Annotated in this window: 10 protein-coding genes; 2 read left to right on the top strand and 8 right to left on the bottom strand. The window is 70.1% G+C overall.

Features of this window, described 5'->3' with window-relative positions:
• The first annotated feature begins 315 nt into the window (after positions 1-315).
• Both DIE23_RS03155 and DIE23_RS03150 read left to right on the top strand, forming a co-directional pair.
• Entirely contained in the window at positions 316-1,383 is a 1,068-nt protein-coding gene (locus DIE23_RS03155; RefSeq protein ID WP_124610862.1) for a type IV toxin-antitoxin system AbiEi family antitoxin, read from the top strand.
• The gene (locus DIE23_RS03150; protein ID WP_124610750.1) at positions 1,352-2,257 is read left to right on the top strand and encodes a nucleotidyl transferase AbiEii/AbiGii toxin family protein; all 906 of its coding nucleotides are present in this window, start codon (positions 1,352-1,354) and stop codon (positions 2,255-2,257) included. The genes DIE23_RS03155 and DIE23_RS03150 overlap by 32 nt, the downstream gene beginning before the upstream one ends.
• 42 nt (positions 2,258-2,299) lie before the next feature.
• On the opposite strand, the gene DIE23_RS03145 is transcribed toward DIE23_RS03150, so the two are convergent.
• The 8 genes from DIE23_RS03145 to DIE23_RS03110 form a co-directional block, all read right to left on the bottom strand.
• Complete coding sequence (locus DIE23_RS03145) at positions 2,300-2,722, bottom strand: PIN domain-containing protein (protein ID WP_124610749.1); 423 nt, start codon at positions 2,720-2,722, stop codon at positions 2,300-2,302.
• Positions 2,719-2,985 (bottom strand): type II toxin-antitoxin system VapB family antitoxin, encoded by a 267-nt coding sequence (gene vapB / locus DIE23_RS03140; protein WP_124610861.1) that lies wholly within the window; start codon positions 2,983-2,985, stop codon positions 2,719-2,721. The genes DIE23_RS03145 and vapB overlap by 4 nt, the downstream gene beginning before the upstream one ends.
• A gap of 269 nt (positions 2,986-3,254) precedes the next feature.
• Positions 3,255-4,271, bottom strand: coding sequence for a GNAT family N-acetyltransferase (locus DIE23_RS03135; protein WP_124610748.1), 1,017 nt, complete (start codon positions 4,269-4,271; stop codon positions 3,255-3,257).
• Positions 4,271-5,110, bottom strand: coding sequence for a formyltransferase family protein (locus DIE23_RS03130; RefSeq protein WP_124610747.1), 840 nt, complete (start codon positions 5,108-5,110; stop codon positions 4,271-4,273). The genes DIE23_RS03135 and DIE23_RS03130 overlap by 1 nt, the downstream gene beginning before the upstream one ends.
• A gap of 86 nt (positions 5,111-5,196) precedes the next feature.
• Entirely contained in the window at positions 5,197-7,461 is a 2,265-nt protein-coding gene (locus DIE23_RS03125) for a TonB-dependent siderophore receptor (RefSeq protein ID WP_124610746.1), read from the bottom strand.
• Positions 7,462-7,507: 46 nt separating this feature from the next.
• Positions 7,508-8,884, bottom strand: coding sequence for a lysine N(6)-hydroxylase/L-ornithine N(5)-oxygenase family protein (locus tag DIE23_RS03120; RefSeq protein WP_124610745.1), 1,377 nt, complete (start codon positions 8,882-8,884; stop codon positions 7,508-7,510).
• Positions 8,885-8,918: 34 nt separating this feature from the next.
• Positions 8,919-9,944: a GNAT family N-acetyltransferase gene (locus DIE23_RS03115; protein ID WP_124610744.1), complete on the bottom strand. Its 1,026-nt coding sequence runs from the start codon at positions 9,942-9,944 to the stop codon at positions 8,919-8,921.
• Complete coding sequence (locus tag DIE23_RS03110; RefSeq protein ID WP_124610743.1) at positions 9,934-14,928, bottom strand: non-ribosomal peptide synthetase; 4,995 nt, start codon at positions 14,926-14,928, stop codon at positions 9,934-9,936. The genes DIE23_RS03115 and DIE23_RS03110 overlap by 11 nt, the downstream gene beginning before the upstream one ends.
• Between the last annotated feature and the right edge of the window lie 2 nt (positions 14,929-14,930).

Here is a 14,930-nt window from a genome sequence, read left to right as displayed (position 1 = left end):
ATAGTCGGTTGAGCAGCAACCGAACAGATAGAAAGTCGTCGTGGCGACAACCTGGGGTTGCCGGTCGATCTGGGTGGCACGCGACGAATCGCCCAGGGGGAGGAAGCCGGCCATCCGGACGACTGCCGCGCACGATCAGGATTCGCGACACTGTGTGTTGGGTCTCGATTTTTTGGGCGAGAGCGGTCGTTGATTGCCAGTCGGCACTCAGGAATAATTACGCCCTATCAATGAGTTGGGCGCATTTGTTCATTTTTTGACGGTTGTACATTTTTTGTGTACGCTGATGAAAAAGTGAACAAGCGGTCCACCCCGATGCCCGAGAACGCCACCCTGCCGATATCGGAACAGCACGTGCTCGACGAAGCCTGCGCCGCGTTCGAACGCGCGACCCGGCGCTTCGATGCACGGCCCGTGCGTGTGCCGGCCGCATACAACGCGCATGCCGACGCGGTGATCCGCTTCGGCATTGCCGGGCAGACCTTCGAGATGCCGGCGGTTGTGAGCGTCGGCGTCGAATCGCTGCAAGGCGCGCTCGCCGCGTTACGCCGCCGCGCTACCCCGACGCCCGGCGAGCGGCCGCTGATGCTGATCGCGCCGTATTTTTCGGCCGAGCTGGCCGCCCGACTGATCGAGCATGAGATCCCGTACCTCGATACCGCCGGCAATGCGTGCCTGATCCAGCCGGAGGCGACCGTGATGATCTCCGGCCGGCCGAAACCTGCACGCACGCCGCGCCGGCAGGCATCGCGCGCGACGACGCCCAAGGGGCTCGCCGTGATGTTCGCGCTCGCGACGCAACCCGGCCTCGTCGCGCAACCGCTCCGGGCGATCGCCGCCGCGTCGGGCGTCGCGCTCGGCACGGTCAATCTCGCGCTGGACGACCTGATCGCACGCGGCCTCGTCGCACAGCGGCGCAACGGCGAGCGCGTGTTTCCCGACTGGCCGGGCTTCGTGCGGGAATGGGTCGCGCTGTACCCGAGCCGCCTGCGCGCGAAACTGCCGAGCCGGCGGTTTGCCGCGCTCGCGCCCGACTGGTGGCGCGGCTTCGATTTCGCGGCATTCGACGCGCGGCTCGGCGGCGAACCTGCGGCCGACCTGCTGACGCACGACCTGAAGCCGGCCGCGGTCACCATCTATACGCACGGCACCATGTCGAACCGCCTGCTGCTTCAGGCGCGCCTGCGCCCGGACGAGCGTGGCGACGTCGAGCTGCTCGAAGCATTCTGGCCGCCGTCGCCGGCACTCGACTGGCGCGAGCAGGACGTGCCGCTCGTGCCACCGCTGCTGATCTACGCGGATCTCGTCTCATCCGGGGACAGCCGCAATCTCGCCGCCGCCGAACACATCCATGACCGATACCTCGCCCACCCGCCCGCTTGAAATCGACGCGCGCCGGCCGCTCGAGCCGGCGGCGGTCGCGCTGCTGCAGGCGGTCCGTGCGGCCTGCGCGCAACTCGACGCGGCATTCGTCGTCGCCGGCGCAACCGCGCGCGACATCCTGCTGTGGCATGTCCATGGCATCCGGCCGGTGCGTGCGACGCGGGACGTCGACGTCGCGGTGTGCGCGGTGAGCTGGCCGTTTCACGAACGGCTCGTCGATGCGCTCGTCGCGACCGGGCAATTCGTACGTGCGCCGAAGCATCAGCAGAAACTGCTGTTCGACAGCGGAACGCAGGCCTTTCGCACGGAACTCGATCTCGTGCCGTTCGGCCCGCTCGAAACGCCGCCCGGCGAAATCGCGTGGCCGCCGGGCGGCGATGTCGTGCTGAACGTGCTGGGCTTTCAGGAGGCGGTCGATACGGCGCTGGCCGTGTCGATCGGGGCCGGCATCGCGGTGCCGGTGGCGAGCCTGCCCGCCCTTGCGCTGTTGAAGCTGCTTGCGTGGAAGGACCGGCGCGCGCGCCAGAACAGCGACGCGTACGACCTGCTGTTCCTGCTCACGCATTTTCACGACGCGGGCAATCGCGAGCGCATCTGGGACGTTGCGCCTGACCTGCTCGAGCGGCACGGCTTCCAGCCGGAGCTGGCGGCAGCGGCACTGCTGGCGCGCGATGCGAAGCGGATTGCTTCGCGGCAGACGCACGATGTGATCCGCGCGCTGTTATCCGACGATGCGACTTACGCGACGCTCGGGCAGGATCTGCAGGCCCGCGCGTTCGCGCTGCTGCCGGGTGAATTCAGCGCTGACGCCGACCGATATCTCGACGCGTTCCGCGGTGCTTTCCTCGCGGATCCGTCCGTGCCCCGGACATGACGTGCGACCGCGCGACAGCAATGCCATCGCGCATGCACAGCCCTAGGCCGAGGCCGCCCAGTCTTCGAGCGACAACCCCGCGACGCGGCTGAATTCGCGACTATTGATCGTGACCAGCACGGCACCGGCCGCGATCGCGTGACCGGCGATCGACGCGTCGTTCGCGCCGATCGGCGTGCCACGTGCGGCAAGGTCGACGCGAATCGCGGCCGTCGCATCGACCGCCGCGGTATCCCACGACAGCACGCCGTCCAGCCGCGCGACAAAGGCCGTGACGAGTTCCGCATGCTTCGGCGATGCCTTTCTGCCGACCGCGCCGAACCGCATTTCGGCATAGGTAATCGCCGACACGACGATCCGGTGCTGCGCATTGACGCACGACTGCAACCGGGACAACACCACGGGCGGCCGCTCGCGCATGATGAACGAACAGATGTTCGTATCGAGCATGTAGAGCGTGGTCACCGGCCCGACTCCGCCGGCGCGTCGTCATCGGCACCGGACAGGTCGAAACGGCCGGATTCGACGACAGCCGGGCGCTCGACGAGGAAATCGGCATCGGCCACCGGTTCACTGGCGAACGACAGCCACGTCGGCCGCACCGGACGCAGCAGCAGCGTGTCGCCCTCGCGGCGGATTTCGAGTTCCGTCACACCCTCGAATTCCATGTCCTTCGGGATGCGGATTGCCTGGTTACGGGCGTTCTTGAAAATGGAAACGGTGCGCATGAGCCACTCCATGGGAGTATGATGCGCCCATTTTAGGCATATGCTGGCATATGTCAGTGTCGGGTAGCATGGATCGGGGATCGCGCCCGATGCCGTCGCGGGTGTGCTTGCCATGTCGTCGTGACCTGTCCGTGATGAGGGTGCAATCCATTCTTCCTCATGCCACCCGCCCGATCCATATCCCGAACGGCAGATGCCCGCCCCCTTCTCGCCGCGCGAAACGCCGCCGCCGGCAAATCGACGCATCGACGCTTCGCGCACCCGTCCCGTCACGGCAACCGGAAAGTGTCGAAGAATGTCTCGCGCTCCATCACGGTGAGCGCCGCGCGCTTGTGCGGGAAGTCGAACTCCTTCAGCGTATGGAACCCGAGCCGGTGCATGTACGCGATATGCCGCACGTGATCGACGCGCGGCTCGCCGACGAGCCGCTGCGTGCGCGGTTCGTCGACGAACATGTAGTGCAGCACCCCGCTCCACCATGCGTGCAGCTTGCCCGCGCTCTGGAAGCGCGAGTCGCCGATCAGCAGGTGCAGCCCGCGATCGTAGTCATGCGCGTCGTAGAACGGCGCGAGGCGGTCCTCCTTCGCCCAGTAGAACTCGAAATAGCCGAACGGCGTGTCGTCGAAATAGCCGATCATCGGATGCATGTGCGGATCCGCGAGCCGCTCCGCGAGATACGCGGCGTGCTCGTCGAGCGTGCCGCGCTGATCCCAGAAGTGCGCGACGCGATCGAGGTTCATCCAGTCGCTGAACAGCTGCGCATGCGCATCGATGTCGACGGTGCGCAGGCTGAACGTCATCCCGACCTGCGGCATGTCGCGCGCATAGATCTCGCCGGCCGGCGACGGCGGCCGCACCGGATGTCGATGACCGTTCGTGATCGTGTAGCGCAGCGGCATCCCGCCCGACGCGGGCGCCTTCAGCCACGGCAGCGGGTTCTGCCAGAACGTCGCGCGCGACGCACTCAGGCGCAGCCGGTCGCCCGCGACCTGCGCGTCGTCGATCACGCCTTCGCGCACCGCCCGGGCGACGTACGACGCGACGGCCGCCGGAGCGGCGCCACCGAGCGGCACCGACACCGTCGCCGCGTCGTGCCGCGTGTCCGTGTTGAACAGCGCGACGAATTCCGCGAGCAGCGCGGCCGGCGGATCGTCGGGCCGCCACGCGTCGAGCGTGCGCTCGACGACGGGCGGTTCCTGCACGTGCGCGGCACTGTCGAGTGCCGCGGCCACCTCGCCTTCGACCGCGTCTGCCGCGTTGGCCGGTTTCGTCAGCGTGTCTTCCATCACAGTGCTCCCGAGTCGTGGCGATCGGCGAGGATGTGAAGCCCCCGCTCGAGCGCCGGAAACAGGCTGCGCTGGAAGTTGTTCCAGCGCAGTTCGAGAATCGTGTCGTCCGGCGCGATCGGCGTGTCGAGCACGTCGCAGATCACCTCGCCGGAATCGATGCCGTTGTCGACGTAGTGGAACGATGCGCCGGTCATCGTCACGGGTTCGATGCGCGAGGTCGCGCCGCTCGCCCAGTCGACCCGTTCGCCGCGCGCGCCGTGCAGCGCGTCGAGCGTCGCCCATGCGCCGCGCCGCTGGTACGGCGATTCGTCGGCCGTGATGCCGGGGTGGATGTTCGCGATGCGGCGGTGAAAGCGCGCGCCGGGACGCACGAGCTCGTCGAGGATCACGAGCAGCCCGTCGAGCACGACCACGTCGGCGTCGAGTTCGAGCAGGCGTTCGAGCAGGCGGCGCTCGAACGCCTGCTTGCCCGTCACACGCTCGCGCGCGTCGCGCGGCAGCCGGCGGTACGTCGACGCAATCGTGCAGAACAGTTCGTCGACCGGCCGGCCCTGCACGGTCAACCCGTCGGGCAGGATCCACGGGCGGCCCGGCGTGCGCGCGAACCCGTAGTCGGCGACTTTCGCGCGGTCGGCCGGCGAGCCTTCGTCGTCGTCGACGATCACGCCCTTGAGCGCATAGCGTTCGCCGAGCGGCGAGTCGTTCAGGCGCTCGACGAGGAATTCGAGCGGCGCCTTCATGTAGCGCGTGCCGCCCTGGTATGCGACCGGCTGGCCGGCGCGATCGGCCGCACCGTTGCGCAGCGACTGGATGTAGACGAGATTTTTCTTCGGCATGGAGGCGTCGTGGAAAAAGCGGACGACGGCGCCGCGGCCCGCCCGCACCGGCCCGGAGGCCGGCCGGCGCGCCGCGGCGCGCGGCGTCACCAGTTGTATTTCGCGGTGGCGATCACCGTGCGGTCGGTACCGAAAATGCAGACGTTCGTCGACTGGCAACCGCTGATGTAGTGGCGGTTGAACAGGTTCGTCCCGTTCACGGCAAAGCGCCAGTTACGCGTGTCGTAGTGCACGCCCGCGTCGAACAGCGTGTAGCTCGCGACCGTCAGCGAGTTGTCCGCCGCACCGGCCGACGCACTCTGGTAACGGACGCCGCCGCCCAGGCCGAAGCCCGTGAGCGGCCCCGTGTGCCACGTCCAGTCCGCCCACAGCGACGCCATCTGGCGCGGGCGCGGAATGTCGACCGGCCAGTTGTTCAGCGACGCGTCGTTCGCCTTCACGTTCTTCACGTCCTGGTAGACGTAGGACGCGATCAGCGACAGGTTCCGCGTGAGCTTGCCGGTCGCGTTCAGCTCGATCCCGCGCGAACGCACTTCGCCGGTCTGGACCGACGTCGTGCCGGTCGGGTCGAGATTCGTCGGCGTCGGCGTGAGCACGTTGGTCTGGTTGATCTGGTAGATCGCCGCGCTCAGCATCAGGTTCTTGCCTGCCGGCTGCCAGCGCAGGCCGGCCTCGATCTGCTTGCCGCGCGTCGGCTGCGGCAGACCGCCGCCGTACAGGTTCACGCCGATCAGCGGATTGAACGACGTCGCGTAGCTGACGTACGGCGACAGCCCGTAGTCGCCCTGGTAAGTGAGGCCCACGCGGCCGGTGAACGCCGTGACGTCGGCCTTCGACTGCGTGCCGCCCTCGCGATCGTCCATCCGCTGGTTGACCCAGTCCTCACGGCCGCCGAGCGTCAGCGTCCAGCGGTTCCACTTGACCTGGTCCTGCACGTAGAGTCCGAACGTGTTCATCGTCGTGTACGTGTTGGTGCGGTACGTGGTGTTCGGCGGCGAGAACACGGACAGCGTGACCGGCGTGTAGACCGGGTTGTAGATGTTCAGCGTCGATGCGGCGGCCAGCCATTCGCTGTCGGTCGCGGTCTGCCGGTTGTACTGGAAGCCGAGCAGCAGCGTGTGCTCGAGCGGCCCCGTGCCGAAGCGGCCCTGCAGGTTGTTGTCGATGTCGAAGCGGCTGTAGTTCGTCTGGAACACGCCGGCCCAGCGGTTGATGTCGGTCAGGCTGCCGTCCGCGAAGCCGGCGCCGAACACCGAGCCGTTGTCGAGCGACAGGTGCATCCAGCGCACGTTCTGCCGGAACGTCCACATCGCGTTCAGGTTCCGCTCGAACTGGTAGCCGAGCGACCACTGCTTCTTGTGGTAGTAGTTGAAATTCGGGTCGCCGCCGTAGACGTCCTTGCTCAGCTGCCCGTTGGGGTTCGGCAGCACCGTGCCTTGCGCCGGCAGGAAGTTCGACGAGATGTCGCCCCAGTCCTGCAGGTACGTGGCCGAGAGCGTCAGCGACGTATCCGCGTCCGGGCGCCAGCGGAACGACGGCGCGAGCGCGACGCGCTGGTCGTTGTTCGGGCCCGTCAGCGCGTTGCCGTCGCGCGCGACGCCGACGAACCGGTACGCATACTTGCCGTCCGCGTCGAGCTTGTCGCCGACGTCGATCATGAACTGCTTGCGCGCATAGTTGCCGAACTGCACGCCGGCTTCGCGCACGCGCTCTCCGTCGGCCGTCTTGGTCTGCACGTCGATGATCGCGCCCGGGTCGCCCGCGCCGTACAGTACCGACGTCGGCCCGCGCAGCACGGTGATGCTGTCGATCATGTACGGATCGACGCGCCAGCTCGACAGGTTCAGCGTGTTCGGCACCTGCAGGCCGTTCACGTACGCGGTCGGCGTGAAGCCGCGCAGCGCCGCGTACCAGTCGGAGCGGTTGTCCGAGCCGTACGACGAGAAGCCGGGCACGTAGCGCAGCGCCGCGTTCACGTCGGTCGCGCCGGTCATCTCGATCTGCTGCGCGGTGACGACGTTGATCGTCTGCGGGATTTCATTGATCGACGTATCGGTCTTGGTGCCGGTCTTGCTGCGCTTCGCGACGAGCCCGACCGTGCCGTCGCCTTCCGAGCCCGCGTTGACGTTGATCGCCGGCAGCGTGCCGGTCGTCGAGCCACTCGGCGAACCGTTCGGCGCGCCGGCTGCCGTACTGGCCGCCGCACCGTTCCGTGCACTGCCGGCCGACGCCGCGGCGCCTGCGTTCACGGCCGGCGCCGTCTGGGCGAATGCGTGCCCTGCCGCCATCCCGAACGCCACGCTCGCCGCGGCTTCGATCGCACGCACACGCGTGCCTGTTGCCCACTCCATCTTTCTCTGCTCCACTTTTTCGATGCGGTCTCCGACCGCGCCTTTGTCAAAGAGCGAAAGCCATGCGGCCCGCGCTCGCCCCGTTTTGATGTCGTTGTTCATGCAGTGCCCGGGCCGCGCCATCGTCATGGGCGGGCGCGATCCCGTCTTCGAGCGACGCGCAGATCTCGTCCGCGCGGCGCGCCAGGACCGACAGCAGCGTGTCGGACAGGCCGTGGCTGTCTTCGCAGCAGCCTTGCAGGTAGATGCGCGGCGCGAAATGCTCGGGCGTCGCGAGCAAGTAGTCGCGCGTGACGTCGCCGCGCGTGAGCGCATCGCCCAGATGCGGCACGAGCCCCTCGAGCAGCGCCGAATGCGTGTCGCGCCGGTAGCCGGTCGCGAGCACGAGCGCGTCGAAGCGCTCGACGCGCGTGGCGCCGTTCATCCGGTCGCGCAGCGTCAGCTCGATGCGGCCGTCGGCGGTGCGCACCGCGGCCTCGATCGCGCTGTTCGCGAGCAGCGCATGGCGCGGCGTGCCGTCGATGCGCTGCAGGTACAGCATTTCGTAGATCTGCTCGATCAGCGGCCGGTCGACCACCGCGTAGTTGGTATCGCGATAGCGCTCGAGCAGCGCGCGGCGCGCGTCGTGCGGCTGCGCGTAGACGACGTCGGTGAACTCGGGGCTGAAGATCTCGTTGACGAACGGGCTGTCGTCGGCCGGTTTCAATGCGCCCGCGCGCATCACGAGGCTCGCGTCGACGTGCGGGAAGCGGCGCGCGAGGTCGATGAACACCTCGGCCGCGCTCTGCCCCGCGCCGATCACCGCGACGCGGCGGCGCTCGCCGTCCGGCGACGCGACCAGCCGGTCGATGTCGGTCAGGTACGACGACGAATGGATCACGCGATCGCGGCCGAGCACGGCGAACGCATCCGGCACCGCCGGCGTGCCGCCGACGCCGACCGACAGCGCACGCGTCACGCGCTGGCGCTCGTGGCCGGCCGCGTCGCGCGACAGCACGCGCAGTGCATCGATCCGCGCGCCGTCGCCGCGCACGGGCTCGATCGCCGTGACGGTTTCGCTGTAGTGGACGTGCTCGTCGAACGCGTCGGCGACCCAGCTCAGGTAGTCGTGGAATTCGACGCGGGTCGGATAGAAGTTCTTCAGGTTGACGAATTCGTTCAGCCGGCCGCGTTCGAACAGATAGTTGATGAACGTGTAGCGGCTCTTCGGATCGCGCATCGTGACGAGATCCTTCAGAAACGAGATCTGCATCCGGCAGTCGTCGAGCAGCATGCCGCGGTGCCAGCCGAATTCCGGCTGGCGTTCGATGAAGCAATGCGCGAGCGGACGCGCCGCACGCCGCTCCTCGAGGCGCACGGCCAGCGCCAGGTTCGACGGCCCGAAGCCGACGCCGATCAGGTCGAATACGGTTTCTCTCTGCATGTCTCTCAGCTCCCTTGTCGGTGAATCCGGCCCGTCAGACGTGACGGCCGGAGAAGAAGGTCTCGCGCAGCGTGCGCATCCACAGCGGCTGCGCGTCGGCGAGCGCCAGGCGGCGCTGCCGCGCGAAGCCATGCCGCGCGAGGGTATCGACGACCCGCGCGCGGCCGGCCGGGACCGCGCAGCCGACCGCTTCGGTGCGCGGGTCGTCGAGAAACAGGTAATGCACGACGGACGGCAGCCAGCCGGCCACGCAATGCGGGCCGCGCCAGCGCGACTCGCCGACCAGCATCCGCAGCCCGCGGTCGTAGTCGCGCGCGCCGACGTGCGGCGCGAGCGGGTCTTCCTTCAGCCAGAACGCCTCGACATAGGCGAACGGTTCGCCGTCGAAGCAGCCGACGAGCGGCGTCACGTGCGGATCGGCATCGGGCGCCGTGCCGTCCACGCCGGGCTGCGGGCCCGGCCAGCCGTCGCGCACGCGCGGATCGTCGAACCAGCGCGCGACGCGTGCGGCGTCCTCGCCCGGCTGCCAGCCGCGCAGCGTGAAGCGCACGCCCAGCGCCGGCAGGTCGCGCGCATACACGTCGCCGCGCGGCGCGGGCGGCCGGCGCGGATGACGCCGGCCGTCGGTCAGCATCGGCAGCGTCGCGCACGGCAGATGTGCGCCGACCCGCCACAGATCGGCCTGCTGCGCCCAGCCTTCGCGCATGCACAGGCCGCCGTCGGCGAGCACGCCGCTCGCGCGCAGCGCATCGAGCGCGACCGCCGGCCATGCGGCCGGGTCGAGCCGGATCGCCGCGTGGCGCACGTCGTCGGAAAACGCGGCGGCGAGCGCGGCCAGCAGCGCGCGGCGCTGGTCGGCCGGCGCCGCGCGATGGTTGTATGCGACGAGGCGCAGCGTGCCGTCGTCCGCGAGTTGCGCGCGCAGCAACTGCGCGCCGATGCCGTCGCCCTGCGCGACGCGGATTTCCGTGCCGTCGCGCACGGCGAACAGGCCGTCCGCGAACGCGAGGCGGTACGTATCGAGCATCGTGAATCCGTCCGGGCGCACTTCAGCCAGCATCGCGCACCTCCTGCCGCGTTTCGGCCGACGCATCGATACGCGCACCCAGCGCCGCGAGCGTCGGCAACGCGAATACGTCGGCCACCGTCAGCGCGTGACCTGCGCGGCTGGCCGCGTCGACGAAGCGCACGACGTCGAACGACGTCGCGCCGGCTTCGAACAGATCGGTGTCGGGTGCGGGCGCGGCCGTCGCGAACGTGTCCGACCACAGCGCGGCAAGCGCGGCTGAAGCGTTCGGGGCACGCGATGCCGTCTCGACGTGCGTCGCTTTGCCTGTTGCCGGGTCGACTGCGACCGCTGCCGACGCGGCGAACAGCGCATCGGGCAGGCCGAGTGCCGCTTCCGGCGCACCGGTGAAACGCGCGACTTCGTCGTGATAGCGCTCGACGAGCGCATCGACGAAACCGCCGTCGAGCAATTCGTCCGCATACGAAAACGCGGCACTCACGCGGCCGTCCGGGTGCTCGACGACGTCCAGCTCCAGCGTGAACACCACGCGATGGCGCACGTCGTCGAAGTCGGCGAGCGACAGGCCGGCCCAGTCGCGCGCGGCGGCGCCGGTCGGGCGCAGGTAGTTGAACATCACCTGGAACAGCGGATTGGCCTGCGCGGCACGCGGCGCGCGCAGCGCCGCGACGACGTCGGCGAACGGCACGTCGGCATGCGCATACGCGGCGAGCGCCGTGTCGCGCACCTGCGCGAGCACGTCCGTGCGGCGGGCCGTCGTGTCGAGCCGCGTGCGCACGACCACGGAATTGATGAAGAGACCGAGCGCATCGCGCGCGGCATCGCCCGTCAGCTCGCGCGTCGATGCGAGCACGCCGACCGGCTGGTCGTCCGCGCCCGTCACGCGGAACAGCGCGGTGTTGAGCGCCGCGTGCAGCAGCATCGGCAACGTCGCGTGCGCAGCCGACGCGGCGTCGCGCGCGGCACGGATCAGCGACGCGTCGAACTCGAACGCGATGCGCGCCGCACGCCATTGCGGGACAGCTGGCGCGTTCGCGCGCCGCGGCAGCACGGGAGACGGCAGGTCGGCCAGCGCGTCGCGCCAGTAAGCGACGCGAGCCGGATGGCACGGGGCGGGCAGCACGAGCGGCGTGCTTTGCGCCGGCGTCGACACCGATGTCGCCAAGCCGCGGACCAGATCGACATAGCGTGCCCGCACCGCGTCGAGCCATAGCTCGATCGATTCGCCATCCGACACGATGTGATGGATCGTCACCGATAGCACGTGATCGTCCGCGGCGAGCCGCAGCACGCATGCGCGCCACAGCGGCGCGTCGGCCGCGAGATCGAACGGCGCGAGCGCATCGGCGTCGGTCAGCGCCGCCGCGCGGGCGAGCGCGTCGGGCTGCGCGGACAGGTCGACGAGCGGCAGTGCGACGGACGCCGCGGCGTCGATCCGCTGGCCCGGCAGCATGCCGTCGCGCACGACGAGCCGTGCGCGCAGCGCCGGGTGCGCGGCCGCCGCAGCCGAGAACGCCGCGTGCAGTGCATCGACGTCGAGCGGGCCGCGCACGCGCAGCGCGACCGGAATGTTGTACGCGGCGCTGTCCGGCTGCGCGCGCCACAGGAACCACAGGCCGAGCTGCGCGGGCGACAGCGGCCACACGCCGTGCGCATCGGGTTTGACCACCGCGACGCCTGGCGCCGCGGCGCCGGCGTGCGCGGCGCGCGGCGCGTCGGCCACCTGGCGCGCGTACTGCGCGAGCACCGGCGCTTCGAACAGCGCACGCACCGGCACGTCACGGCCGAGCCGCTCGGCGACGCGCGTCGCAACGCGCACCGCCGCCAGCGAATGGCCGCCGAGTTCGAAGAAGTGATCGCCGCGGCCGACACGCTCGACGTTCAGCACGTCGCACCAGATCGCCGCGAGCGCGGCTTCGTCGCCGTCGTGCGGCGCTTCGTAGGCGCGTTCGACGCGCACCGGCGCCGGCAGCCGCGCACGGTCGACCTTGCTGTTCGCGTTGCGCGGCAGCGCGTCGAGCACGATCAGCTGCGCGGGCACCATGTAGTCGGGCAGCGTGCGGCGCAGATGCGCGTCGAGCGTCGCGGCCTCGACCGGTTGCGCGGCGGCCTGCGCATCGGCGGTCAGTTCGACGTAGGCGACGAGCTGCGCCTGCGCGCCCTGACCGTGCACGACCGCGCACGCTTCGCGCACCGCGTCGTGCGCGGCCAGCTGCGCCTCGATCTCGCCGAGTTCGATGCGCAGCCCACGCAGCTTCACCTGGTGATCGACGCGGCCGATGAAGTCGAACACGCCGTCCGCGCGGCGCCGCACGAGGTCGCCCGTGCGATACAGGCGCGCGCCAAGCGCGCCGTACGGATCGGGTACGAAGCGCTCGGCCGTCAGCGCGGGACGATCGAGGTAGCCGCGCGCGACGCCGATCCCCTCGCCGCCCAGGTATAGCTCGCCGATCACGCCGACCGGCAGCGGATGCAGCCGCGCGTCGAGCACGTGCGCGGTGCGTGCGCCGACCAGCGTGCCGATCGGCAGATAGGCGGCGTCACCCAGCTTTGCGAGATCGTCGCCGGGACGGAACATCCACAGCGTCGGCGTGATCACGGTTTCGGTCGGGCCGTAGCCGTTGACCACGCGCACATTCGGCAGCGCGCGGCGCAGCATCGCGAACGCCTCGCGCGACGTCGCCTCGCCGCCGACCGTCAGCGAGCGCAGCGTCGGCGGCGCGCCGTGCGCGAGCGCCCATTCCGCGAGCTGCGCGGCGCAGCCGGGCGGCACGTAGGTCATCGTCACGCCGTCGCGGACCATCATCGCGCAGGTCTGCGCGGGCGGCCACAGCACGTCGGCCGTCACCGACACGGCGGCACCCGACAGGTATTGCGAAAACCAGCCCTCGTGCGCGCCGTCGAAGTTGACCGACTGGAACAGCAGGAACACGTCGTGCTCGCCCGCGCCGTAGCGCTTCGCGATCGCCACGCAATGCCGCGCGAACGCCGCGTGATCGACGATCACGCCCTTCGGCTTGCCGGTCGAGCCCGACGTGTAGATCGCGTACGCCGCATGGCCGGGCAGCACGTCCGGCAGCGCGACGTCCGCGGCTTCGTCGAGCGCGTCGACTTCGTCCGCGCGCCAGACGCGCAGCGCCGGCAGCTCGGGCAGCGACGCGGCGCTCGCGCCGTCGGTCAGCACGTGCGCGATGCCCGCGTCACCGACGATCTGCGCGAGCCGTTCGCGCGGGTGGGCCGGATCGAGCGGCACGAACGCGGCGCCCGACTTCAGTACCGCGATCAACGCGACCAGCAGGTCGACCGAGCGCTGCAACGCGACGCCGACGCGCATTTCGGGCCGCACGCCAGCCGCGACGAGATTACGCGCGATGCGTGCCGCGCGCGCGTCGACCTCACCGCGCGTCAGCGCGCGATCGATGTCGGCGACGCCGCGTGCGTCGGGCCGTGCGTTCGCATGCGTGGCGATGCGTGCATGCACCGGGACGAACGGTTCGGCCTCGGCCGCGCCCGCCGGCGCGTTCCACGCGAAGAGTTGCGCGAGCTCGTCGGCAGGCAGCCAGTCGAGATCGCCGACCGGCATGTCGGGACGCGCGAGCGCATCGCCGAGCAGCGTGACGAAGCGCGCGGCCAGCCGCGCGATCGCGTCGCCGTCGAACAGGTCGAGCGCATAGATGAACGCGGCGTCGAACGTGCCGTCGGGCGTCGCCTCGACGGCGAGCGTCAGGTCGAATTTCGCGGACGGCGTGCCGGACGGCAGCAAGGCTGCCGACGCCGAGCCCAGCGCGGGCAGCGCACGGCGCTCGCCATACGCGGCCATCACCTGGAACAGCGGATGGTGGCTCGCGCTGCGCGGCACGCCGAGCGCGTCGACGACCTGCTCGAACGGCACGTCCTGGTGCATCTGTGCATCGACGAGCGCACGCTGCGCGCGCGCGACCAGCGCCGAGAAATTGCCGTGCGCGGGCACGTCGACGTCGATCGCGAGCGTGTTGACGAAGAAGCCGATCAGGCCGGCCGTTTCCGCGCGTTCACGGTTCGCGGCCGGCACGCCGACGCAGATCCGCGCATCGCCGGTCGCGCGCGCGAGCAGCGCGTCGAGCGCCGCGAGCAACACCGCGAACGGCGTCGCGCCCGACGCGGCCGCGAAGGCGCGCAATTGCGCACCGGTGCGCGCGTCGAGCGAAAACACGTGACGTGCACCGCGCGCGCTGCGGCGTGCGGGCCGTGCGGCCGCGCCGGGCAGCGTGAGTACGCCGCGCTGCGGGTCGAGCCGCTCGCGCCAGAACGCCAGCTGGCGATCGCGTTCGCCGGCATCGAGCCAGCGGCGCTGCCAAAGCGCATAGTCCGCGTACTGGATCGGCAGCGGCGCGAGCGGCACCGGCGCGCCCGACGCATACGCGCGATAGAACGCCGCGAGTTCGTCCAGCATCACGCCCGACGACCAGCCGTCCGACACGATGTGGTGCACGGTCAGCGCGAGCCAGTGATGCGTCGCGTCGAAGCGGATCAGGTGTGCGCGCACGAGCGGTGCCGCGCCGAGATCGAACGCATCGGCTTCGTCGGCCGTCGCGATGCTTTCGGCGCGTGCGACGCGCCGCGCGTCGGGCAGCGCTTCGAGATCGGTCTCACGCCACGGGCAGCGCAGCGGCGCATGGATCGTCTGCGCGACGCCGTCCTCCGCTTCGTCGAAGGTCGTGCGTAGCGCTTCATGGCGCGCGATCAGCGCATCGCACGCGAGCCGCAGCGCATGCGCGTCGAGCGGGCCTGTCAGCGCGAGCCGCTCGGTGATGTGATACGCGTCCGGCGCGTCGATCAACCGCGCGTGCAGCCACAGCCGCGTCTGCGCGAACGACGCCGGCACGCGGTCGCCGCGCGGCGTGCGCGGCGGGATCGGCAGCACGCGAAAATCGATGCCGGCCGCGCCGAGCTTGTCGATGAACACCGCGCGCTGCGCGTCGGGCAGTTGCGCGAAACGCGTCGCGAGCGCGAGCCAGTCGGGTTGAACCTTCGTCATCC

Source organism: Burkholderia sp. Bp9143 (assembly GCF_003853645.1).
Lineage (GTDB): Bacteria > Pseudomonadota > Gammaproteobacteria > Burkholderiales > Burkholderiaceae > Burkholderia.
This window is presented reverse-complemented; position numbering and strand designations above follow the sequence as displayed.